A 22366-nucleotide genomic window follows, 5' to 3' on the forward strand; every position below is an offset into this window, starting at 1 on the left:
AGAATGGAGATTTAAAACATGTATAACGTTGAAATTAGGAGACCAAATTCGGATGATTTAGAGGAACTTCACTCATTTTTTCGTATAGTTATTACGAATACCTTTAAAGACGAAGGTTTATCACAATTATCGGATGACATAGAGAATGAAATTAACACGAAAAAGCAATATTTAAAAAATGATTTTGATAGTAATGGAGAAAAACGTTACTTTTTATTAGCAATAGATACAAATAACGATAAAATCATTGGTACAATCGAAGTTGGTCCAGCAAGTACATTGATTAATAGTTGTACAGGCGGTGTACTTAAGGATTTGTATGAAATAGGAACTGTTTTTATACTGCCGGAGTATCAAAAAAAGGGTATCGGGAGTTTCCTACTACATACAATGTTTCTTACGTTACTTAGCAGAGGAATAACAGAATACTGTTTAGATAGTGGCTACAAAAAAGCGCAAAGTATATGGACCAAGAAGTTTGGAGAGCCTAGTTATGTACTAAAGGATTATTGGGGAGAATCAAGTGATCATATGATTTGGAAGAAGAGTTTATATGATACACCTATAATATTTGAATTATAAAATGAAATATGGCTTTGAACGTAGCTTTTCTTACATATGTATGCTATTATTTATCTTTATAATAAAAGAGGACGTGAATGAACTTGATTAAAATTAGTATCCCTGAAGTTGATGTTACAATTACTGAACGTAAACAAGTTATTAGAGGAGACGAGCCAAGAATTACGCCAATCAATGGTTTTATCGACTTCCACTTGTTCCCTAGAGATAAAGGCGGCATTTTTATGTTTTACAATATTAATGACGAACTACTTTTCGTAGGTAAAGCTCGTAAAATTAGACAACGTATTAAGAAGCATTTCGAAGACAATGTTTCACCAATTAAAAATCACCGTGATGAAGTATACCGCATTGATGCATGTATCGTAGAAGATCCAACAGAAAGAGAAATTTACGAAACATATATCATTAACGAATACAAAGCAAAATATAACGTTGAGAAAGTATTCTATAAATAAGCAATAAAAAAACAATCCTAGCATATATACTGGGATTGTTTTTTTATTTAGATTTAGTCCTCATATTTGCCTCCTTTTTTTAAATGATTAGCAGCAATAAAACAAACTACACCTATACATATAAGTACAATTCCAATTGTTTTATGTTTTCCAAAAAAGAAAGGAATATCAGAAATAACATTCGTCATACATAACCCTACAAATACAAGGATAGGTCCTATCCACAGTAATACATTGCCGAATTTTGTATGTTTCCACATAGTAAGCCTCCTCATCCCTTTTTACATATATATCCATGAATTGAAAGTAAATTCATAGAGAAATATAGTTTTTTTCATATCGAAAATTTAACCTTCATATATTGGTACAAGCAAACAAGAAAGGGGACCATCATGAATTGGTTAGAAGCTTTTATATTAGGGATCATACAAGGTTTAACAGAGTTTTTACCGATAAGTAGTACAGGTCATCTTTATTTAGGAAGGCATTTGTTTCAATTAGATGAAGCAGGATTGTTTTTAGATACGATGCTACATATTGGGACTTTACTTGCGGTGTTTATTTATTACAAAAAAGAATTTATATATTTAATCAAAAATCCGTTTTCAAAGCTGATGTTATTACTTATTGTTGGGACGATACCCGCAGTTGTAATCGGGTTGTTATTTAAAGACTTTTTTGAGGATATTTCAAAAACAGGTATTACGATTGGTTGGGAGTTTTTAGTGACAGGATTCTTTCTCTACATGGCAGATAAACAAAAGAATGGTCGTAAAAAAATGGACGACATTACATATAAAGACGCATTTATCATCGGTTCATTTCAAGCGGCAGCTATTTTTCCGGCAATTTCTCGTTCTGGTATGACAATCGTCGCTGCATTATGGAGGAAGTTAGACCGCGAAACTGCGGCTTACTTTTCTTTTTTATTATCAACTCCAGCCATTGTCGGAGCAATCATTTTGCAATTTGTAGATGTTTTTCAAGGGAAAGCAGAATCTATTTCTAGTACATCTTTAATTGTCGGAACGTTATCAGCTGCATTTTTCGGTTACATAGCCGTTTCATGGATGATTCAATATTTAAAACGTCACTCCTTAAAAGTATTCGCGTATTACGTATGGGGATTAGGTATTTTAATTTTAACGTTGCAATTTACTGATGTATTTTAAGTATAATGATAAAGAAGTTAATTCGTTTAAGATCCTGTTTCATTCATACAAGGCAGGATCTCTTTTTATGAAGGGGGAAAATATGTTTAATAAGGCTATCGTTATTGGCGGAAGTATGGCAGGAAAACTCGCAGCAAAAGCTCTATCAACTTCTTTTAAAGAAGTAATCATTATAGAAGCTGGTGAAAGATGGGATGGAAAGTCTTCGAGAAAAAGAGTTCCACAAAGTAATCATCCTCATGTGTTATTAAAAGGTGGAGAAAACGCAATTGAAGAATTGTTTCCTAATATTACGAATGAATTAATAGAAGCAGGTAGTATCGTAAATAACTTTACTCGTGATTTAAAATGGCATCAATTTGGTTTATGGAAACAGCCATTCATAGGGGAAGTACATATGATTCAACAAAGTCGTCCTTTGCTAGAATGGAATATCCAAAAACGAATACATCAAATTTCAAATATTACTATTAAATATAAAACATTGGTTAAAGGGTTATTGGTAGATGAAAAGCTTAACAAAGTGTGTGGAGTAAAAGTTAAATATTTAGAGACAGACGCACAAGAAGAAGTTCATGCAGATCTTATAGTTGATGCAAGTGGATTTAGTTCAAAAAGTATAGAGTGGTTACGAGAATGCGAAATTGAAGTACAAGAAGAGAAAGTTCGTATTAATTTATTTTACGCAACGAAAATGTTCAAACTTGAAGAAAATGAGGAGTTAGACTGCTGTAATATGCTAATGTCTCCAAGTTTCCCTGATAATCCTTATGGCGTTCTTATTCAAACGATAGAAGATAATCGTTATTTTGTTACTTTCAGTGGATACGCAAATGAGAAAGCACCACAAACAGATGATGAGTTTTATGATTTTGCTGAAAATCTATCAATTTCTAATGTTACAGATTTCCTTAACAAAGCTGTGGCAATTTCAGATATCAAAACGTATAACATTCCTTATCAAGTACGTCGGAGATTTGATCTCACTACAAATATGCCAGAAGGATTATTAGTCGTTGGAGATGCACATTGTCGTTTTGATCGTGTTTTCGGTCAAGGTGTTTCCGTTGCTGCTATGGAAGCTCGCCAGTTGCAATTACTTCTGCAAGGTAGAAAACAACTTGATAAAACATTTACACAACAATTTTATAAAAAGGCAGCTACTATAATAGAAACCCCTTGGGAAATGACAACAACGGAAATATCACGTCATCCTCAGCTAAAAAGAGAATTAACGATAAAGCAAAAATTTCAACTATGGTATACGAAACAAATATATCAACTATCTGCAACTGATTCTGACGTTTATATTCGATTAGTAAAAGTGATGAATTTAATTCGTAGTCCATTTCACCTATTTCATCCAAAAGTACTACTTGCTGTGTTACTGAAACGAAAGAAATAGCAGGAAAATAGTTGATTAAAAAAGAATATATAACAGTTAGTAGATATAGAAGGGGTAATCGAAATGAAAATATACATAGAACAATTAAAGAAAGACGATACTAAAGATTTATTTACGTTTGAACTTACGAATAAATCTTTTTTTGAAACAATGGTACCAAATCGCGGCTCAGAATATTTTGAATTTGAATATTTCCAAAAACTACTAGACGATTTATTAATAGAACAGGCAGATGGGAATTCTTATTTTTATTTAATTCGTAATGAAGAGAAAGAAATTGTAGGACGAATAAATTTAGTAGATATAGATGCAGAAACTCGAATTAGTTCGCTAGGGTATCGGGTCGGAGAAAAATTTACTAAAAAAGGAGTTGCAACAGCAGCTGTAAAATTAATTTTAGGCGTAGCGAAAAATAATAAAATTAATGAGGTTCATGCTAAAACAACTTCTAATAATCTCGCATCACAAATTGTACTAGAAAAAAGCGGATTTTCTTCTTATCAAAACGAAGCAGATACAACATCTGTACAATTAAATGGAGAACAGGTGAATTTTGTACATTATATTTGGAGAAATACTTCGCGCTTATAATAAGGGGGACTTATTCATGAATGATTTACGTTATCCAATTGGGCAATTTACATACAAACGTCCTATAACGGAAGAAATGATAGATACATGGATTCAAGAAATTGAAGATTTACCTAATGAATTAACGAAGGCAATTAAAGATTTAGATCAGAAGCAGTTAGACACACCGTATCGCGTTGGTGGATGGACAGTTCGTCAAGTAGTCCATCACGTCGTTGACAGCCATATGAATAGCTACATACGTTTTAAATTAGCACTAACAGAAAAGAATCCAACGATTAAACCATATAAAGAAGAGAAGTGGGCAGAATTACCTGATTCTAAATTACCAGTAGATGTTTCACTAGTAATGTTAGAGTCATTACATAAAAGATGGGTTAACCTTTTATATTCTTTAGAACTTGAAGATCTAGAAAAGACATTTAACCATCCAGAGACTGGTGAAACAAAACTTGCTGCTGCAATAGGACTTTACGCATGGCACGGACGTCATCATACAGCTCATATAACTTCATTAAGAAAACGACTAAATTGGTAACATGAAAATTATATTAGAGAAGGCAACAGAAAGTGATGCAGCAGTTTTATTTCAAATGCAAATAGACTCATTTCACCCTTTATTAAATAAATATAAAGACTATGAAACAAACCCAGCAAATGAATCTATTGAAAAAACTATATTTAGAATAAATAATCCCAGCAGTAATTTTCATAAAATGATAATAGACTCAAGACTTGTTGGAGCGATATGTATATCTCAAAAAGAACTACCTTATAAATTTTGGATCAGTCCAATGTTTATTCATCCAATCTATCAAGGGATAGGAATTGCTCAGAAGGTACTTATTTTAATTGAAGAGATGTTTCCAGAAGCACAAAGTTTTGAACTTGCTACGATTTTAGAAGAAGAAAGAAATTGTTTTCTATACGAAAAAATGGGGTATAAAAGAACAGAAGTAATAAAGAAATTAAATGATAAAACTACACTTATTCATTACAAAAAAGAAAGGTAAAGCATTTAAAATACGCTTTACCTTTTTATGTTATTTTAGATTAAATATACAACTTTGATGTATATTCTTCCAAAATACTCGGATTAGTAATTTTTAAAATGAATAAACATGCAAAAATCAACTATTTCGTCGTATATGTTACCAACGCTTTTTGAATGCTTAAAACACTATCGTCACCTTTAAATTCTTTCGTAATTGGCGTGCTCAAACTAGATACCCAAATTTTCAGTTCAGCGTCTAAATCAAAATGCCCAGCTGTTTCAATACTGAATTGTGTAATGCTTTTATAAGGGATAGAATGGTATTCTGTTTTTTTACCTGATATCCCTTGTTTATCCACTAAAATAAGACGACGATTTGTGAATACAATTAAATCACGAATTAATTTATAAGCATGTTCTACTTTCTCGTCATCTAACATAATCTTCTCTAAATCACGTTCTACACTTTCTGTACTCGCATTTGATGCATTTCCTAAAATACCGCTAAATAAACCCATAGGAAATTCCTCCTCCATTATTTGTGGAATGTGTTACTTATATTGTACCATGCTATTTACTAAGAAATTATGACATTACTTTAGTAGTTTCTGGTTATTATTGCAATTCATTTATATAACCTCATCTTAATATCTTATGCTAATATGTAAGTAAGAAAAAAGAAGCAGAGGGATATAGCATGAAAAATATTGGTTTAGTATTAGAAGGCGGAGGAATGAAAGGTTTATATACGGCAGGCGTACTCGAATATTTTATGGAAAAGAACTTATTCTTTCCTTATGTAGTTGGCGTATCCGCTGGAGCTTGTATGGGAGCAACTTATTTGTCACGTCAAAAAGGGAGAAATAAAAAAGTAAATACAGAGTTAGTTGCAGATCACCGTTATATATCTTATAGAAATTTAATTCGAAAACGCGAATTATTTGGAATGGACTTTTTATTTGATGAAGTACCTAATAAAATTGTCCCATTTGATTTTCAAACTTTCTTAAACTCAAATGAACAGTTTGTTATAGGGACGACTGATTGCGAATCAGGACAAGCTATTTATTATAATAAAGCAGAACATGGAAATGATATTTTAAAAATCATTCGTGCATCTAGCTCAGTGCCGTTTATAGCGCCTGTTGTAGAATATGATAATCGCAAATTGCTAGATGGAGGGATTATAGATCCTATACCGGTTTTAAAAGCGCAAGCTGATGGTTATGAAAAGAATGTTGTAATTATGACAAAACCAGAAGGATATGAGAAGCAACGTAATAAATTTTCAGGCCTAGCTAAAATTTTATATAGGAAATATCCGAATATCGCACAATCTTTAGTAGAACACTATCGTTTTTATAATGAGACGATATCTTATATGCATCAAATAAAACAAAAAGACAACTTTTATATTATTCAGCCTAGCGTACAGCTTCCAATAAGCGGAATAGAAAGAAGTAAAGAAAAGCTCGTTAATTTATATAATCTTGGTTATACAGATGCTCAATATCATTATGAAAACTTATTAAATTGGATAGAGAAATAAAGGGGTGGAAAGTTGAAGTTAGGAAAACAAATTATTTTTAAGGAATTGCAGAAAATGCATAGCCCACTGTATAAACCGTTTCCGAATTGTGACATTCGAAAAATACGAAAAGATTTTAATAATATGTTTACAGAAGATGATTGTATAAGCGCTGATTTAAATTATTATTGGATGCATACAGCAGGTACTTTAAGTTACGTACTTAATAACAATGAACAGGAGATTGTGTTCAATCAAATAAAATGGCTAAGGAAATCGTTTTTTGAATGGTTTCCACAATATTGTTTTCTAGAAACAGAGATTATGAAGTATCCCATTTTATATAGAGATTTCATGAATTATGAAAAGACCCGTAAGCTATTACTTTATTATCTTACTGAATAAAAATTAAAACGTACAAGTGATGCTGCTTGTACGTTTTTTGTTCATAAAATATACAATATTTACAACTTATCCATGTAGGTATTTTAACGAGAAAAAAGAAGTACATATAGAATATGTGTGAGGGAGGAGAGAGAAGTTTGTTAGTTGTTTCCCTTTCAATTCATGTCCAACTCAAATTCAAATATTTCGAGTAAAATTCATTTCTTAATGGTATTATCAAATATCAAGAAAACTAATTTAGAAATGAAGAAGGGACAGGTTTAATATGGAAAACGTATCAAATGTAGATAAAGTAGAATCAATTAAATCTTTACAGTCAACAATCCGTAAACTTGAAAATGCACTATCTCAGATGACTCAAAAAGGCTCAAACACTACTTTAGTGAAAAAAAGACTCAAAGCAGCTAGTATCGGCTTAGCTATGTTAGAACGTATTTGGAATCAAGAAACCCATCATTACACGCAAGAGGATTTAGCAGACGCTCGAAATGTTCTAATTGGTTTGCTTCCATCAATTGAAAAGATTTATGTTAAGTCAAAGCTCGGGAGTCCTCAAAGAACTCTTTTAGAAAGAAGAATAAAATCATTGGAACTTTCTATTCAAGCAATTGATCATTTTTCTAATCAATAACTTCTCTAAACACATAACTTACGACTACTTTTATATAGGGATTCTAATGAGAAAACTACATATAGAATACTACAAAGGAGGAAGAGAGGTGACTACAATAATCAGTCCTAAGTTAGAGAAGCTTAAAAATCACTTAAAGAATGGAAATGAAAAAGCTCTTTATACTTTTTTGCATGAAATCAAGTCAAATCATACACCACTAGTAGAACAATGTCCTATAGATAATCAGTATAAACTTATAACGTATATATGGTTAGGTGATCAAAATACTGAAAATGTTTATGTAGTCGGTAGTTTTCCTGGTTGGGATCTGTCTGTAAATCAATTACAACGATTGTTACAGACAGATATTTGGTATGTTACGTTTAAGACGAATAAGAGGTTTATTTCAACTTATTATTTTACAGTAAATGATTTTTTCAAAAATGATTGGATAAAGCGTAGTGAACAGTACCGACTAGACCCATTCAATGAAAATGTATTTGGAGAAGGTGCCAATAAAGCGTCTGTGTTAAAAATAGATATGGACGTGCAGTATAGCAGTCGTTTTCCTTCAAATCATTATCCATCCGGAAAGATTGAAACATATTCTTTTTATAGTTCGATTTTAAATAACACACGTAAAATTCATATTTATACGCCTCATGATTATTCTCACACTTCACATCTTCAAGAACTTCTCATTGTATTTGATGGGAATTCATTCATTAATGACCTTTCAATCACAAAAACACTTAATTATTTAATTTACGAAAAAGAAATCCCATCTTGTATTGCTGTTGCTATAGATCCTGTTGATCGATTAGAAGAGCTAACTTATAACGATAAAATGAATACATTTTTAATGAAGGAATTACTTCCATGGATTCAAACTAAATATCATGTGTATCAAAAAGCAAAACATACAACAATTGCTGGTTTCAGCCTTGGTGGCTTAGCCGCTTTTTATGTAGCACTTCAAAATCCACATATTTTCGGAAATGTGTTGTCAATGTCTGGATCCGTACATTGGAAAAAGGATGATTATGAAAATACAATTCCTTGGATTGAAAATCAAATTTCATCAATAGATTCTAATGCGACTCATCTCAATTCTTACATAGCAGTAGGTGAACTTGAAAACGAATCTCTTTTAACGACTAATAGACGGCTATATAAAGCTTTAGAAGAAAAGAAATACCCAACCACTTATGAAGAGTTTCAAGGCGGACATGATAGCGTGTGGTGGCGAGAAAAGCTATTCGATGGATTAAGGGCATTAGAACTTACAAAAACGACACTAAAAAATAAAAAGGAGAGAGAATCTATGAATCAAGAAGAACTAGATAAAAAACTAAAAAAGCAAGAGATTTTAGTAAAAGATGAGAAAGTTTGGTCCTATACGTATGAGGATCATATTAGTTCTATCGTTAAAGAGGCAGAAAAGAAAGGGTCTTTCGATCATTTATCTGGTAAAGGGAAACCACTGAATCTTGATAAAGATCTTTCGTACAATCCTGAAAAACAATTGTATAGAACTTTGAAAAATAATCATGTTTTACCTAGGTGGATTGAGCTTTCAAAGGAAATTGATAACTTAAAAGAAAAACTAAAAGAAAATACAAATACTGCAGAAACAGCGGATTTAATTCGAACTATTAATAAAAAGGTTTTAGAACATAACCTACTTTGTCCACCAAGTGCGCAAAAAACGAGGGTGAAAACGGACTTTTAACAATTTTTAATAAAGCTATCTCTTGCTATATAATTAAGTAAGGCATTTTCAATTCATTATTAAAGGGAGGCAAATGTGATGAAAAATACGTATGAACTTCAAATTCCGAAAGAACTAGAGCAATATCGTAGTATTTTAGAAGAAAGTGTAAAACCGTATATTAAAGTGGCTGGAACGAAAGCAGAGACAACTCTTTTTGAGAGTAAGTTTGGTGGTTATCCGTATTTACCTATAAATCAAGAGCATCCTAAAGATTCAAATGGACAACCTATGATGTTACTTGCGCAGTTAAACTTTGAAGAAATTCCGCATGTTGAATATATGCCCCAAAAAGGAATATTGCAGTTTTTCGTAAGTGCTGATGATGAGCTTTATGGAGCAGATTTTGATCACCCAACAATCCAAAAAGACTTTCGAATTATTTATCATTCTACAATTATAGAAGATTTAAATAAGGTAATTACTGATTTTAGTTATTTAAACACTTTAGAATTAGAAGACTTTATCATACCTGAAGCAGCAAAATTACAATTTGAATTAGATTATCAACCCATAACATCTAGAGATTATCGATTTGAAAAGATGTTTAGTGAGGATATTGATTGGGAAGAAATTGTTGATGAAGAAAATAATACAGAATTAGGCGAACTATATGATGATTTATGTAAAGATTTCGGACATAAAATTGGTGGTTATCCATTTTTCACACAGACAGATCCGAGAGAATGGGAAGAAAAATACCAACAACATGATATATTATTACTGCAAATCGATACAGACGACTCATTAAATATTATGTGGGGAGATTCTGGTGTGGCTAATTTCTTTATTAAAAAAGAAGATTTGTTAAATCTAAATTTTCCAATGTTATTTACAACTGGGATTGCTACTAAAAAGATATAAATGAAATACTAGCAAGCTAAAAAATCTTCCTGAAGGTGAGGGAGATTTTTTTATGTTAAAAATAAACGTTATGTTAACTAGAGTGTAAAATAATAGGAATAATAAAAGTCAAGCGTAAATAACAGAAATAACAAGAAATACTGTAAAGTTGTAAAACGTGTGTAAATAGCAATAAATTTATAAAGTAAAACATAAAATAAAATTATTAATTTATATTTTGTAAAAAAGATTTTTCCGCATAAAAATTATTACTGATCAAAAATGTTTTTGATTCGTTAAATCTTAATCAATCATCAATTAAGATTTGCTGTGATAAATTTATAACTAAAAAACGATAAAAAACTGTATAAATGCGTTTAAATAAGATTTTATGTGAATCTCACTAAAAATCTCTGTTTCGTCTCATTAAGTATAGTTTACTTGGGTTTTGATACCTGATATTGCTTTGTTTCTATAACTGCCTATAATATATATTATGTTAACTGGATAAAAGTAATAAACTTATTATATGTTAGTTTATATTGTTACGCTTCCCTTTTCATCAGATTCATTCTGTGTAATCAATTGTGTGCTTATTTGTTGTTGTTTTATGAGTTGTTGATGATAATGTCTCCAGATATAAATTATATTTAAGACAATAAAAATGCAATTCGTTTTAAATGAACACATTAAACGAATTGCATGGATATGATTCATAATAAGTTTTTAAAATTAGTTTGCTACAGCAATTGCTTCGATTTCAATTAATAAGTTATCGTTAATTAACTTTCTAACTTCGACAGCTGAACTTGCTGGTGGATTATTAGTGTCAATGTATTGATCTCGAATATCTCTAACAACGGCCATTTGAGAAATGTCTGTTAAGAAAAATGTTAATTTTACTACATCATTGAAATTTAAGTCTGACGCTTCTAATGCGATTTTAATATTTTCAAATACTTGTCGTGTTTGTGTAGCTAAATCATTAATTCCAACAATTTGACCGTCTATATTAATTGCTACTTGTCCAGATATGTAAATCGTTCGTTTAGCGTTACTAACTTCCACTACATGTGAGTATCCAAAAGTTGGTGGCATCGTTTTTGGATTGATAAATTTCTTTTGCATGGCTCTTCTCCTCTTTGAATATCTTATTTTCTTTATATTAGATTTTAAATTCAGATTATCCCTTATTTACCATTCAGCTGCTACATTTGTAAAAGTATATTAGCACTTTAATTTAAAATTATTGATGGATTATGTACGTTTGATTTTTTTGGGTGCTTGTTATAATTACACCTTGTTTTATTAATTCTTCAGTTACTTTTGTATAGAAAAAGTGATACCACCAGATAAAAAACTCTTCATAAGTAATTTCTTTTGAGTATCTGCTGCTGGCAAAGTATTGTTTTAAAGGTTTATCGTTTTCGTTGAATAATAAGACTAAATCTTCACTGATTGTGTTTGCAATTTCGTTAAGTATAAATAAGTCTGTTGATTTAAATACAGGGATAACAGGTTGTGAATTTTGATATAAGCCTAATTTTTCGTAAACTACGTTTAAATGTAAGTTTTTTTGTCTATCTGCTGCTACGAAACCTTTTACTAATTGTTTTTTCTTATAATTAATATCGGTACTATTGTTTTGAAAATATTCTTTAAATGTTTCGTTATCTGCTGTTATTAAATTTAATGTTGAATATCGAGAATTTCCATAAAGACCAATTTGAACTTCTCCTAAATCTAAATACGTATTACCATACATCCCGAAAGCCTCTATATCTGTTAGTTCTTGTTCTTGAATAGCATAATAATATCGTTTCTTATTTCTTAAAGGTCGTTTCTTTTTTAAATAGTTTTCTTCAATGTAATTTATTTGTCCAAAATCTAATAACACACCACTATACAATAAAAGACTATAAGATTCTCTAGATAAATGATTAAACGTGTCGATTCTTTTTGAAATATCTTCAATATGACTTGAATAGTTTTCAAAGATCTTAAGTGTTGGTTTAATTAGAGGTTCACAAAGGTTATAAAGCTTTTCTCCTTCACAAGCTGTTATAATCATACACGTTGGATAGTACCTCCCTCCTATTTGTTTCAATAGCCCCTCTGCTTCTAATAAATTAACGCGCTTTTCAAATTCATCATTCGTCCAATTTAACATCATTTTTATAGCATTTGACTCAAAACCAAGATGAATCAATACAAGTAAATATTGAAGTTTCGTTCCTTTTATTTTTATAGATGGCGAATTATCTCCAGACGAAATCATTTTTGCTTCATAAGCTGTATGTAATATATTCTCCGGACTATTATTAGTGAACATTTCATATTCCCTCCCTTACTAATAAATTCATTGTAAAATCTATGTATTTATTAAGTTCTATAAACGAAAATGAGTGTCCTCTAATAATCCCAAATTAAAAACCTTAGCATAGATATACTAAGGTTTCTTACATTTTTATAATGAATGAATTCTTTCATAGTCTTTTTTAAATTGATTATCATTTTTTAGCCAACTTTTAAAAGTTGGTTCCTTTATTTCTAAAATGGAACAAGTTTTAGCGATACATTTATTTTTCATATATTCCTTAAGGAAATTTTGTTTTCTCTGCTTAACAGCAGCTTGAGTTCTTTTTAGCTTTCGATCTTTTAATTGATCTAGACTTAGACTTTCTTTCTGAAATTCTTCATATTTTCTATGCAGATAAATATCTTTGTCTTTATAAATCCACTTTGAAAATAGTTGTATTGGTTTTCTTCCGGTTAAAATGACGCGATAATGTTTATTTTGATTTAGTAATTCGGCTGGTAAATTATGATTTTGTAGTACCTGATTTAAAGAATTCATAAAGCTATATGATCCTCCTACAAAGCTTACTGTATAAGTTTCATACTTGACGTAACCATCCCCATCAAAATATCCACGAACAAAATGATGTAAATATTCTTCTGGTACGAAAGGGAATTCAATGTTAAAAGATTTACATGGCATAATTCCATGTATGTTCATAAGGTCATCTTTTATTGTTTTGCTATTAATATTTAGCATATATACACCTGTTTTTTTGTTTTGGTATAGCGGCTGATTTGTTTTTAGTTCTTTTTTTATATCTTCTAAAATATAACTTTCTTTTTGTGATACACTGACACATTGATTTTCTTTTTGTATAACACCATCCGCTGCTATGAACCCTAAAATATAAGCCATATTATTTGACCACATTTTAAAATAATTTTCTGTTATGTCATATTTTCTCTTCCAACTGCCTATAGCGCGCCTTGGTACGTTGCTATCTGATAGAACCATACGAATATACCTGGCAGATACGTTAGCAAGCATAGCGATTTCTGAGGTACCCTTCCCTTCCGCATACAGATGAATGATTTCAGGTTTTGATAGTTTACATTTTGATTTCTTTTTTCTCTCTATTTGCACTTACATCCTCTCCTTCCCTTTAATAATTAGAGACATATTTTCTTCTATAACATACAACAAAACATATGTTCTTTGTTGCTTATAAGAAGAACTTTACTAAATTAAAACAATTTACATTTACTTCATATTCCTTTTATCTGCTGCTGTAGGATTTACATTTTATATACACAAATAATGAATTTGACAAATTTATGAAATGTACTGTATTTAAGGTGAAAGGTAAAATGATTTCGTTTAAACTACAGATAGCTACAATAACAACATACGTATAGTGTTAAACGTAAAAAGGAGAACGAATGAAAAAGAAATTTATAAATCAAATTCATACTGATGTAAGTTTTAAACCGAAAGATATTATAGGTTTAATGACTGATTACTTAAAAACGAAGACAAAGCTACGTCCTATAAAGAATTTACCGATTGTTTTATCAAATAAAGATAATGAATCTTTAGAGAGTTTGACATGGTTTGGCCATTCTGCTTCTCTTTTAAAAATAGAAGGTAAAAAATTGTTATTAGACCCGATGTTTGGAGATACCTCTTCCCCGTTTCCTCTGTTTAATAGTAAACGTTATAGCGGTACCTTTTCTTTAGAACGTGAAGACCTTCAAGAAATTGATGCGATTATCATTTCTCATAATCACTATGATCATTTAAATTATAAAAGTATTATGCAGTTAAAAGATCGCACAAAGCACTTTTATGTTCCAACTGGAGTTGCACAATATCTTATTAAATGGGGTGTTTCACCTAGTAAAATTAGTGAGCATAATTGGTGGGACGAAATTGCGTTTGATAATATTAAGTTAGTATGTACTCCTGCAAGGCATTTCTCTGGACGAGGTATGACAGATAGAGATTGTTCATTATGGTGTTCATGGCTTATTCTTGGTCAAGAGACTAAAATTTTCTTTAGTGGTGATAGCGGTTATGCCCCTCACTTTAAGGAAATTGGTGATAAATATGGTCCATTCGATCTTACATTGATGGAATGCGGGCAATATGATCCAAGGTGGTCTGCAATTCATATGTTACCTGAAGAAACAGTACAAGCTCATATTGATGTAAAAGGAGAATTACTTCTTCCGATTCATTGGGGTGCTTTTACATTAGCATTACACGAATGGAGTGACCCAATAGAACGTGTTACGAAGGAAGCGAACCGTTTAGGAGTTAAAATTACAACACCTCAAATTGGCGAATCTATTACGTTAAAATCTACAGACTATCCTAGGTATGCTTGGTGGCAAAAAGTCTAATTATAATAAAAAGCGAATCTGTCTTATATAAAAGATTCGCTTTTTACTTATTGATTATAATGTATCGTTGACAAACTGATTAAACTTGTCTATTTCTTCAACGAATGGATTATGATTACTTTCTTCAAATTTAGTTAATGTTGCGTTCGGGATTAAATTTGCTATTTCACAAGAAAATATGTAGGGACATTGTACATCATGCTTACCACAGTATATAAAACTTGGGATTTTTACGAATTTAAGTTTCTGACGAACATCATAATCTTTATATTCAACTTGTCTAAAATAATTTAACCGATTGCCAACTGTCTTTCCGCTATTCGGCAATTTTAATGCCTCTTCAAGCTTTTCTTCAGAATAAAAAGACATAAGTGCCCACTCTCTACTTAATGCTTTTCTTTCTTCTTGTACTGTACTATCATCATTTAATGCATTCATAATTGATACGATTCTATTAAATTTCACATTTTTACTACAGTATATACTATCTTTATGAGATGCATATTCCTTACTCGCCGCTGCGCCACCAACAATTATTTTCTTTAAACTTTCTTGTGCTTCAGTCGCATATACAAGAGCTAACATCCCTCCTGCCGAATGACCAGCAAACCCCCATTTATTAATATATAAAGCTTCTCGAATCGCTTCTAAATCTTTAATCGTTTCGGTCATACTATATTCAGAGTCATTTTTTGCTGAATCTGAATTGCCACATCCCTTTAAGTTAACTAAATATACGCTATAATGGTCAGTAAATGGGTTTGCAAAAGTATTTCCATTATCATTATACTCACTATACAAATGAGTAACGCAAAGTGGAGGTCCTTCTCCCTTTAGAAAATATTCAAACTTTCCTCTTGGAGTTTTGATAATATTTGTTGTCCACATATCGAATCTCCTGTCTAAAACTAGAATTTTATTTCTATCTGCTTTTTAGAAGTAAATTCATAAATAAAATTATTACTTTACTATATTAGCTTTTCCGCCATCTAAAATTCTATTTTCTGGTACACTGGACATTTTAATCAATGTATTCATGCTCTTATCAGTTAGTTCAATGAGTTCGTTTTCGTAATTGATTTTCTGTAAATCCCACACCATTCCATGGAACTCGTTATGCTGTCCACTTACCTTTACAATACTTTTCGTTTTATTTGAAGGTTGTATTTGAAGGTTTGTAAATTGATTACCACTAATTTCATTTGGCGTTGTTACATTACTATCCATATAAATCATATTTACACAATCTTCAAGAGAGAAGTTCATAAAACGGTTGGCATTTATCCATGCATGTCCAAATTGTGGTTTCTTTGCTACTAATTTCACACCAGTTTCCATCCCTACAACTTTTATATTTTCAAAATTAATAAATGAAATTTCATTTTCCTGCCCACCAGAATACAAAGAAATGCCAGTACCTTTATTCGTTTCTGTCCAATTGATTATATTTATATCTTTCACTTGTGTTTTGTGCCAAGTGTTATAGTACTTATTTTTGCCGTCTAAATATATAACTTCAGAATTAAATGTAGGATCGTCTATAGCTATATAAGCTCCTTCAATAGACGCGTTTTTTTCTAATTCTAGAACTTTAAAATTACCTTCAACAACAAATTGTGTTCCATAACCAAATAATAACTTTACACCCTGTTTCACTACGATTGGTGACGTGATTTTATACTTCTTATCATCAAGCAATACTGTTTTAATTTTACTAGATTCTGCTTTATTAATAGCAGATTGTATTTTGTTTGTATCATTTTTACCTTTAAAGTCTTCTACATACACCTTATCATTTTTAGCTAAACCATCTTTTTGGTTGTATTGATAAAAAGCAATAGTAATTAGAACGATACCTACGAGTATAATAATTATTTTCTTCATCACACTCATCCTCATATAAATTTTCTCCTTAGCTACTCTTCGAATAATCTATGGCTTTTATATTTAGGTGATAATTACTTTGTTGTGTATGATAGATTACGATTCTTACTTTTTATAATGGAATTATATTATCTATAGAGTTATCCTGCTTAGCTAATTCTTTATTCCTATAATCTATTAATTTATGATTAGATAAAACAAAATTGTGCTCTAATATTAATTCATTGTGGAGCACTTCAACTAAAAATTTAGGTATCATCTCTCCTACGCCGTAATTATAGTCACTTAGAATCCAAGAAATCTCTTTCCAATCTAGAATTCCTTCTGAGACTTTTTTTGGAGTGTGATATGTAAATTCATGAAGTAGCTCTACTAGATAAACATACATTCCGCCAGAATATGAAGAATCCTCCCATTTAATAATGCCTTTAAATTGAATTTGGTCATGCGTAACTTTTATATTAGTCTCTTCTTTTATTTCACGAATTGCATTTTTTAAAGGTGTTTCTCCCTTTTCTATCTTTCCTCCTACACCATTCCATAACCCTTTTACAGGGTCATATTTTCTATTTAGCATAAGTATCTCTTCATTTCTTTTTATGAAACATAAAGTGTGTTTGTACATAATGTGATTCCTTACTCTGTTTTTAATAAGCTCTTACTGGAGATATAAGATGGATTGCTGCAGATTGTGTCCCTGCTTCAATTAATATTGGTCTCATAGAACCGCTGAAACTTAAAGTAACCGTTTCTTCTTTTATTGCCCTTAAAGCATCCAACATAAATCGTCCATCGAAAGATATATTTAATTGTTTTTTACCTTGAATTACATCTATCTGTTGCTTCTCAGATATTTTTCCGATCTGAGAAGCGTTAGAAGAAATTTGAATTGTAGATTCGTTTACAATTTCTAAGTTAACATTGTTATTTGCCCATTCACTCGCTAATAAGCTTGATCGATCTACCCCTTGTAACATTCTTTGTCTATCTATGTTAATGACGGTTTGAAATTCATTTGGAATGAGAGTAGAAATATTAGGATATTTCCCTTCAATTAGTCGTGAATATAACGTAGTTGTGCCGAATGTAAAAATAATGTGACTTTCTGATAGATAAATAGAAACGAATTCTAAATTGCTGTTCATTAATTTTAAAAGCTCATTAATGGTTGCACTTGGTACAATACAATTCGCTTTCATATTAGTAGAAATTAGTGTTTCACGTATAGCTAATCTATGAGAGTCAGTTGCAGCGCATATTAATTTGTTATGGTCTAACTCGATATGTACGCCAGTAAGAACGTGTCTAGATTCATTTTTCGCTACTGCAAAGACTGTTTGTTTAAACGCATCAATCAATTGTTTTGTTTCTATTTGTATTTCTGTATGATCGTCTATTTGTGGTACGTTAGGAAATTCATTCGCTGGAAAGCCATTTAAGTTTAATGTGATTTCTCCTGATTGTATGGTAATTGTTTGCTCATTCTTACTTTTTATTACTATATCGCTTGGCATTTTCTTTATAATTTCAATGAAGTATTTTGCAGGTACAACAATTGTTCCTGCTTGTAAGATAGTCGTAATTTGTTCGTCATCTATAGCACTAGGTATAAATTTTTCGATGAAAATATTCGAATTACTTGCGATTAAAGTAATCCCAGATTGATCTGCTGTTATTTTTATGCCAGATAATATAGGAATTATAGCTTTCGTTGATATTGCTTTACTTACATCTGAAAGTGCTTGTGTAAAATGTTTGTGATTAACGATAAACTCCATCTTTTCCCCCACCTAAAATGAAATAATATTTTTATGAAGATTGATGAACGATAGTTCCGTTAAAAAAGTAAGGTACCGTTTCTTTCTTTTTTAACATATTTACTAAATGTTCTGGTATACGTAAATGCGGTGATGCTATATGTAATTCCATCCAAGTAATCTCTTCAATTTCTTTTGGCCTTGTTATATTTGTTTCCCCTCCGATTATTTCACCTAAAAAATTAAAGAATATTGCATGGTGTCCTCTCTCTTCGAAAAAAGCTTCGCTAATGTAACAAATACCATTTACAGTTATATGTAGACCGGTTTCTTCTTTCACTTCTCGAATGACTGCCTCCTCTAACGTTTCTCCTAATTTAACTGCACCACCTGGTAGTGTGTAATAAGAACCATTCTTCCCTTTGTTTTTTACCATTAAGATCTTTTCATTTGTTTTATCGTATAAAAGCGCATATGTAACATTTACTTTTTTCATCTAAGTCCACCTTCAATAACGAGAATTTTCTGTCTTTGTTACATTCTACCATTTAATCGTTTTAAAATATAAAAAAATTAATAGAGTATTTCATTTATCTATCCTTAGTAAAGGTAATAATCGATCCCCCTTCATTTCTAAATAAAAAGAACGTATTTTGAAAGTAATTATTCAACGTACGCTCTTTATGATTTGATTGATTCATTTTGGGATTCTATATATTTTCTAACCTTTTTTCCAAATAGTATCGATTATGCCCTTTAGGGTGATTTTCACTTACTCCAATTACTTTATATCCATGTTTTTTATAAAAAGCAGGTGCCTGAAAGCTAAAAGTATCTAAATTGATTAGGCTACACTCTTTTTCAATTGCAAATTCTTCAATACGTTTTATTAACTTGGTTCCATAACCTTCGTGTCTATATTCTTCTGTTTTACTATTTTCATTTTAAATATCACGCTCCTTTTAAAGTATCTATTCAATTTAATAATCGTAATATCCTGTCTAACTTAATTGTCGTAGTGCACGGTTTCATTTCACTAAAACTTAAAAAAGCCGTACTACATTTTATTTGTAGTACGGCTTTTTACCACGTTTGATTCTTTTTACTTAAAAATTCCGTTAGTTTGAACTTATAAGTACAATAATTCAATTGTATTACTGCGAAAAAGAATGAACATTCCTAAACCAATTAGAACGATTGGAACGATAATATGACAATTTCTCTCAAGTACTTTAGCTAAAATAGGAGCTCTTAACAATGTGTAGCTAATAGAACACCATATTGCTATCATGCAAAAAAAGATAATTAATGTAACGATATTTGCTTCCAAGGATTGACTAGTGAACATTGGTATATTGTCAGCTCCATTAGCTAATGTAATCGCAGCTACTTTAAATAATGAACTAGAAGCTTTATCAATGACTTTATTACTTTTGTTAGAACGAAGCGAGAATAGTCCTTTAACACCCATATAAATTGGCACGAATCCTAATACCCCAATCCACGAAACAGGAATGAAAAAAGAGCTTAAAGACCCAACGATACTTAGAAAAATAATCATACTAAACCCCACATATTGTCCAATAGCAATATAAAGTTTTTTTCTCATAGCTTTTTCGCGGACAGCTCTATCTTCTTTCCTAAGTACTTCTGTTCTTACTTGTGAAAATAAAACAAGCAGTATAAAAATATCATCAATATTTGTTGTAGCGAATGCCACAACAGAAGAAATTATGGTTGTAATCAATATAAGCCAACTACTTTCATTGTAAACTTATAAGAAAATAATGATCTATGAATGAAGTGCACGTTCCATCACAAAGTTGGTTAACTGTAATTTTCTATATGTTTTTTAACAACATGTTAGTTCCTTTATAAAACAATATGAATATTCTACGCATCTGCTACTTAGTTCATCAAGAAATAAACAACTTTATTGCTTCTCAAATCATTTCACTTTAAATTAAATAACTCTATTCTCTACACAAAAAAGAGCCCTATATTAGGACTCTTTTTTGTATTAAGCTACTTTCCGATGTAAATGTTTTAGTTCATTTTTCTTCTCTGCATTTGGTGGACGGATTAATATTGAAATAATGAAGGAAATAACACTTAAAACACCGATTATAATGAAAGTTGGTTGAAATCCCCCGAGTATCGCTCCAATAAATGATCCTGCAAGCGCACCAAATCCAAAACCTTGGTAGACAATCCCGTAATTTGTACTATGGTTTTTTAATCCGAAAAAATCTCCGACAATAGCTGGGAATATAGTTATATTACCACCGAAGCAAAAGGCGACACTTGCTACACAAGCAAAATAGATTCCGTAATTTAGCGGAATAAAACTTAAAGTAAAGACTGACAAACCTATAATAATAAACGTTGCAGAGACAATTTTCATTCGACCTATTTTATCTGATAACGTTCCAAGAACAATACGACCTACTGTATTAAAAATTGCAATCATTGCAACAGCGTTAGCGGCAGTTGCTGCACTAAGTCCAACGAGTTGTACCCCAATATCTTTTACCATACCGATTAAATACAGACCACCCATACACGATGTAAATAACATAAAAAACAAGAGATATACTTGTTTCGTTCCCATCATTTCACGCGGAGTATAGTCATTGTGTAATGTTTCAGTTACAGCATTACTTACAATCGCTTCACGTAAGAAGAACGATCCAATTAACACTAAAAGTAATACGATAATACCCCAATATAAGAATGCTTGTGATACACCAAGATTATCGATAAGATTTCCGTTTATATATCTAAAGATTAAGCTGCCCATTCCATATGCTGATACAGATATACCTGAAATAAGCCCTTTCCGATTCGGAAACCATTTAATTAAATTAGATAGTGATGTGATATAAGCAGTTCCATCGGCATAACCAACTACTACACCAGCTAATAAATATAGTAATGGTAAGGAGGAAACTTGTGAACTTAGTATTAAACCGAGTCCCAGCACAATCCCTGCAGTAGCGATGAGTTTTCGAAGCCCTAATTTTTGCTGTAACTTTCCTGCAAATAATGTTGAAAATGATAAAGAGAAGCTTGTAATGGAGAAAGTTATAGCAACTGAATTAAGGTTCCATCCAAACTTACTTACAAGGGGCTGATTAAATAAACTCCATGTATAAATTGTTCCAAGGCCAATTTGAACAATGATTGTACCTAGAACAATTAGTAACGGATTTATAGAAGTTTGTTTCATACTAACTGTCCCCTTCTTTTATCGTGACATGAATTTTCACAGTTAGTATAACCATCATAAAAAGCAAGATACTGCATGAAAAATGGAAATTGAATTCATGTACACAAAAAGACACTCCATTATGAAGTGTCTTTTTGCAGGTTATATTAGATTTACTTAAAGAAAGCTTTGTTAAGATAAGACATTTTCAAATGCTTATGTATATAGAGTACCAAAAGTTTTCAATCATGTGATGGGACTTAAGATGTATTTTTGATTCATCATATGGTCGGATAAACGAAAAATTAATATTCAATTTCATCAAAATCTTTCGGCTGCGGTACCGTTTGCATATTAGCTGCATCTTTTGGATCGCTATAGATCGCATTTTGCTCTGTATTTACACCTTTTATATTTTGCTTTTTATTTTTGTTCACTTTATCTTTCACTT

The 22366-nt window shown here is 31.0% G+C and carries 25 protein-coding genes and 2 pseudogenes; 13 read left to right on the top strand and 14 right to left on the bottom strand.

The window, feature by feature from the left end; translation table 11 throughout:
- The first annotated feature begins 18 nt into the window (after nucleotides 1-18).
- Together AC0L0O_RS10940 and AC0L0O_RS10945 are read left to right on the top strand one after the other, a co-directional pair.
- Nucleotides 19-582: a GNAT family N-acetyltransferase gene (locus AC0L0O_RS10940; RefSeq protein ID WP_000282933.1), complete on the top strand. Its 564-nt coding sequence runs from the start codon at nucleotides 19-21 to the stop codon at nucleotides 580-582.
- 77 nt (nucleotides 583-659) lie between these two features.
- On the top strand, nucleotides 660-1040 hold the full coding sequence (locus AC0L0O_RS10945) for a nucleotide excision repair endonuclease (protein ID WP_001048950.1): 381 nt from the start codon (nucleotides 660-662) through the stop codon (nucleotides 1038-1040).
- 53 nt (nucleotides 1041-1093) lie between these two features.
- On the opposite strand, the gene AC0L0O_RS10950 is transcribed toward AC0L0O_RS10945, so the two are convergent.
- Nucleotides 1094-1300, bottom strand: coding sequence for a hypothetical protein (locus tag AC0L0O_RS10950; protein WP_000265467.1), 207 nt, complete (start codon nucleotides 1298-1300; stop codon nucleotides 1094-1096).
- Nucleotides 1301-1432: 132 nt separating this feature from the next.
- On the opposite strand from AC0L0O_RS10950, the gene AC0L0O_RS10955 reads away from it, so the two are divergent.
- The 5 genes from AC0L0O_RS10955 to AC0L0O_RS10975 all read left to right on the top strand — a co-directional run bounded on the left by AC0L0O_RS10955 (nucleotide 1433) and on the right by AC0L0O_RS10975 (nucleotide 5221).
- Complete coding sequence (locus AC0L0O_RS10955; protein ID WP_001104269.1) at nucleotides 1433-2212, top strand: undecaprenyl-diphosphate phosphatase; 780 nt, start codon at nucleotides 1433-1435, stop codon at nucleotides 2210-2212.
- Between the two features lie 82 nt (nucleotides 2213-2294).
- Nucleotides 2295-3617 carry an FAD-dependent monooxygenase family protein gene (locus tag AC0L0O_RS10960; RefSeq protein ID WP_473785752.1) on the top strand — a complete coding sequence of 441 codons (1323 nt, stop codon included), beginning with the start codon at nucleotides 2295-2297 and terminating at the stop codon, nucleotides 3615-3617.
- Between the two features lie 63 nt (nucleotides 3618-3680).
- Nucleotides 3681-4208: a GNAT family N-acetyltransferase gene (locus tag AC0L0O_RS10965; protein WP_375361385.1), complete on the top strand. Its 528-nt coding sequence runs from the start codon at nucleotides 3681-3683 to the stop codon at nucleotides 4206-4208.
- Nucleotides 4209-4224: 16 nt separating this feature from the next.
- Nucleotides 4225-4746, top strand: a complete 522-nt coding sequence (locus tag AC0L0O_RS10970; protein WP_000999077.1) for a YfiT family bacillithiol transferase — start codon at nucleotides 4225-4227, stop codon at nucleotides 4744-4746.
- A gap of 1 nt (nucleotide 4747) precedes the next feature.
- Nucleotides 4748-5221: a GNAT family N-acetyltransferase gene (locus AC0L0O_RS10975; protein ID WP_375361386.1), complete on the top strand. Its 474-nt coding sequence runs from the start codon at nucleotides 4748-4750 to the stop codon at nucleotides 5219-5221.
- Nucleotides 5222-5342: 121 nt separating this feature from the next.
- Here AC0L0O_RS10975 and AC0L0O_RS10980 read toward each other — a convergent pair whose 3' ends face one another.
- Nucleotides 5343-5720, bottom strand: a complete 378-nt coding sequence (locus AC0L0O_RS10980) for a PH domain-containing protein (RefSeq protein ID WP_000522465.1) — start codon at nucleotides 5718-5720, stop codon at nucleotides 5343-5345.
- 179 nt (nucleotides 5721-5899) lie between these two features.
- Between AC0L0O_RS10980 and AC0L0O_RS10985 the strand changes: the two genes are divergently transcribed.
- The 5 genes and pseudogenes from AC0L0O_RS10985 (at nucleotide 5900) to AC0L0O_RS11005 (ending at nucleotide 10373) form a co-directional block, all read left to right on the top strand.
- Nucleotides 5900-6751: a patatin-like phospholipase family protein gene (locus tag AC0L0O_RS10985; protein ID WP_000789270.1), complete on the top strand. Its 852-nt coding sequence runs from the start codon at nucleotides 5900-5902 to the stop codon at nucleotides 6749-6751.
- 12 nt (nucleotides 6752-6763) lie between these two features.
- A complete protein-coding gene (locus AC0L0O_RS10990) occupies nucleotides 6764-7135 on the top strand; it encodes a YxiJ-like family protein (RefSeq protein WP_000765923.1) in 372 nt (123 codons plus the stop codon).
- Nucleotides 7136-7400: 265 nt separating this feature from the next.
- Entirely contained in the window at nucleotides 7401-7766 is a 366-nt protein-coding gene (locus AC0L0O_RS10995; protein WP_000432679.1) for a hypothetical protein, read from the top strand.
- Nucleotides 7767-7854: 88 nt separating this feature from the next.
- Complete coding sequence (locus AC0L0O_RS11000; protein ID WP_375361387.1) at nucleotides 7855-9480, top strand: DnaJ family domain-containing protein; 1626 nt, start codon at nucleotides 7855-7857, stop codon at nucleotides 9478-9480.
- Between the two features lie 78 nt (nucleotides 9481-9558).
- A pseudogene (locus AC0L0O_RS11005) lies at nucleotides 9559-10373 on the top strand (YwqG family protein).
- 721 nt (nucleotides 10374-11094) lie between these two features.
- On the opposite strand, the gene AC0L0O_RS11010 reads toward AC0L0O_RS11005, so the two are convergent.
- From AC0L0O_RS11010 to AC0L0O_RS11020, 3 genes are all read right to left on the bottom strand, one after another.
- Nucleotides 11095-11490 carry a RidA family protein gene (locus AC0L0O_RS11010; protein WP_001169722.1) on the bottom strand — a complete coding sequence of 132 codons (396 nt, stop codon included), beginning with the start codon at nucleotides 11488-11490 and terminating at the stop codon, nucleotides 11095-11097.
- Between the two features lie 118 nt (nucleotides 11491-11608).
- A complete protein-coding gene (locus AC0L0O_RS11015) occupies nucleotides 11609-12694 on the bottom strand; it encodes a hypothetical protein (RefSeq protein WP_000494905.1) in 1086 nt (361 codons plus the stop codon).
- Nucleotides 12695-12829: 135 nt separating this feature from the next.
- Nucleotides 12830-13807, bottom strand: coding sequence for an LAGLIDADG family homing endonuclease (locus tag AC0L0O_RS11020; protein ID WP_095842876.1), 978 nt, complete (start codon nucleotides 13805-13807; stop codon nucleotides 12830-12832).
- Nucleotides 13808-14103: 296 nt separating this feature from the next.
- On the opposite strand from AC0L0O_RS11020, the gene AC0L0O_RS11025 reads away from it, so the two are divergent.
- Entirely contained in the window at nucleotides 14104-15066 is a 963-nt protein-coding gene (locus AC0L0O_RS11025) for an MBL fold metallo-hydrolase (protein WP_075395966.1), read from the top strand.
- 54 nt (nucleotides 15067-15120) lie between these two features.
- On the opposite strand, the gene AC0L0O_RS11030 is transcribed toward AC0L0O_RS11025, so the two are convergent.
- The 9 genes and pseudogenes from AC0L0O_RS11030 to AC0L0O_RS11070 form a co-directional block, all read right to left on the bottom strand.
- On the bottom strand, nucleotides 15121-15954 hold the full coding sequence (locus tag AC0L0O_RS11030) for an alpha/beta fold hydrolase (RefSeq protein WP_098639174.1): 834 nt from the start codon (nucleotides 15952-15954) through the stop codon (nucleotides 15121-15123).
- 72 nt (nucleotides 15955-16026) lie between these two features.
- Nucleotides 16027-16965 carry a hypothetical protein gene (locus AC0L0O_RS11035; protein ID WP_001242967.1) on the bottom strand — a complete coding sequence of 313 codons (939 nt, stop codon included), beginning with the start codon at nucleotides 16963-16965 and terminating at the stop codon, nucleotides 16027-16029.
- Nucleotides 16966-17062: 97 nt separating this feature from the next.
- Nucleotides 17063-17575, bottom strand: a complete 513-nt coding sequence (locus tag AC0L0O_RS11040; RefSeq protein WP_000276540.1) for an NUDIX hydrolase — start codon at nucleotides 17573-17575, stop codon at nucleotides 17063-17065.
- A gap of 22 nt (nucleotides 17576-17597) precedes the next feature.
- Nucleotides 17598-18728, bottom strand: a complete 1131-nt coding sequence (dnaN, locus tag AC0L0O_RS11045) for a DNA polymerase III subunit beta (RefSeq protein ID WP_000394439.1) — start codon at nucleotides 18726-18728, stop codon at nucleotides 17598-17600.
- Nucleotides 18729-18759: 31 nt separating this feature from the next.
- Entirely contained in the window at nucleotides 18760-19203 is a 444-nt protein-coding gene (locus AC0L0O_RS11050; protein ID WP_000757635.1) for an NUDIX hydrolase, read from the bottom strand.
- A 214-nt stretch (nucleotides 19204-19417) separates the two neighbouring features.
- Nucleotides 19418-19636: pseudogene (locus tag AC0L0O_RS11055) on the bottom strand (GNAT family N-acetyltransferase); the annotation flags it as partial.
- 200 nt (nucleotides 19637-19836) lie between these two features.
- A complete protein-coding gene (locus AC0L0O_RS11060) occupies nucleotides 19837-20454 on the bottom strand; it encodes a cadmium resistance transporter (RefSeq protein WP_428889059.1) in 618 nt (205 codons plus the stop codon).
- A 273-nt stretch (nucleotides 20455-20727) separates the two neighbouring features.
- Nucleotides 20728-21936: an L-lactate MFS transporter gene (locus AC0L0O_RS11065; RefSeq protein ID WP_000815146.1), complete on the bottom strand. Its 1209-nt coding sequence runs from the start codon at nucleotides 21934-21936 to the stop codon at nucleotides 20728-20730.
- Nucleotides 21937-22220: 284 nt separating this feature from the next.
- Nucleotides 22221-22364, bottom strand: coding sequence for a hypothetical protein (locus AC0L0O_RS11070; protein WP_070172649.1), 144 nt, complete (start codon nucleotides 22362-22364; stop codon nucleotides 22221-22223).
- Nucleotides 22365-22366: the final 2 nt, after the last annotated feature.

The sequence above is a fragment of the Bacillus sp. GS3m_15504 genome, assembly GCF_055825275.1.

What these genes read in the sequence shown, in the direction of transcription:
- AC0L0O_RS10940 (WP_000282933.1), top strand. Translation starts at nt 19, where the DNA reads ATGTATAACGTTGAAATTAGGAGACCAAATTCGGATGATTTAGAGGAA.
- AC0L0O_RS10945 (WP_001048950.1), top strand. Translation starts at nt 660, where the DNA reads ATGAACTTGATTAAAATTAGTATCCCTGAAGTTGATGTTACAATTACT.
- AC0L0O_RS10950 (WP_000265467.1), bottom strand. Translation starts at nt 1,300, where the DNA reads ATGTGGAAACATACAAAATTCGGCAATGTATTACTGTGGATAGGACCT.
- AC0L0O_RS10955 (WP_001104269.1), top strand. Translation starts at nt 1,433, where the DNA reads ATGAATTGGTTAGAAGCTTTTATATTAGGGATCATACAAGGTTTAACA.
- AC0L0O_RS10960 (WP_473785752.1), top strand. Translation starts at nt 2,295, where the DNA reads ATGTTTAATAAGGCTATCGTTATTGGCGGAAGTATGGCAGGAAAACTC.
- AC0L0O_RS10965 (WP_375361385.1), top strand. Translation starts at nt 3,681, where the DNA reads ATGAAAATATACATAGAACAATTAAAGAAAGACGATACTAAAGATTTA.
- AC0L0O_RS10970 (WP_000999077.1), top strand. Translation starts at nt 4,225, where the DNA reads ATGAATGATTTACGTTATCCAATTGGGCAATTTACATACAAACGTCCT.
- AC0L0O_RS10975 (WP_375361386.1), top strand. Translation starts at nt 4,748, where the DNA reads ATGAAAATTATATTAGAGAAGGCAACAGAAAGTGATGCAGCAGTTTTA.
- AC0L0O_RS10980 (WP_000522465.1), bottom strand. Translation starts at nt 5,720, where the DNA reads ATGGGTTTATTTAGCGGTATTTTAGGAAATGCATCAAATGCGAGTACA.
- AC0L0O_RS10985 (WP_000789270.1), top strand. Translation starts at nt 5,900, where the DNA reads ATGAAAAATATTGGTTTAGTATTAGAAGGCGGAGGAATGAAAGGTTTA.
- AC0L0O_RS10995 (WP_000432679.1), top strand. Translation starts at nt 7,401, where the DNA reads ATGGAAAACGTATCAAATGTAGATAAAGTAGAATCAATTAAATCTTTA.
- AC0L0O_RS11010 (WP_001169722.1), bottom strand. Translation starts at nt 11,490, where the DNA reads ATGCAAAAGAAATTTATCAATCCAAAAACGATGCCACCAACTTTTGGA.
- AC0L0O_RS11015 (WP_000494905.1), bottom strand. Translation starts at nt 12,694, where the DNA reads ATGTTCACTAATAATAGTCCGGAGAATATATTACATACAGCTTATGAA.
- AC0L0O_RS11025 (WP_075395966.1), top strand. Translation starts at nt 14,104, where the DNA reads ATGAAAAAGAAATTTATAAATCAAATTCATACTGATGTAAGTTTTAAA.
- AC0L0O_RS11030 (WP_098639174.1), bottom strand. Translation starts at nt 15,954, where the DNA reads ATGTGGACAACAAATATTATCAAAACTCCAAGAGGAAAGTTTGAATAT.
- AC0L0O_RS11035 (WP_001242967.1), bottom strand. Translation starts at nt 16,965, where the DNA reads ATGAGGATGAGTGTGATGAAGAAAATAATTATTATACTCGTAGGTATC.
- AC0L0O_RS11040 (WP_000276540.1), bottom strand. Translation starts at nt 17,575, where the DNA reads ATGTACAAACACACTTTATGTTTCATAAAAAGAAATGAAGAGATACTT.
- dnaN (WP_000394439.1), bottom strand. Translation starts at nt 18,728, where the DNA reads ATGGAGTTTATCGTTAATCACAAACATTTTACACAAGCACTTTCAGAT.
- AC0L0O_RS11050 (WP_000757635.1), bottom strand. Translation starts at nt 19,203, where the DNA reads ATGAAAAAAGTAAATGTTACATATGCGCTTTTATACGATAAAACAAAT.
- AC0L0O_RS11065 (WP_000815146.1), bottom strand. Translation starts at nt 21,936, where the DNA reads ATGAAACAAACTTCTATAAATCCGTTACTAATTGTTCTAGGTACAATC.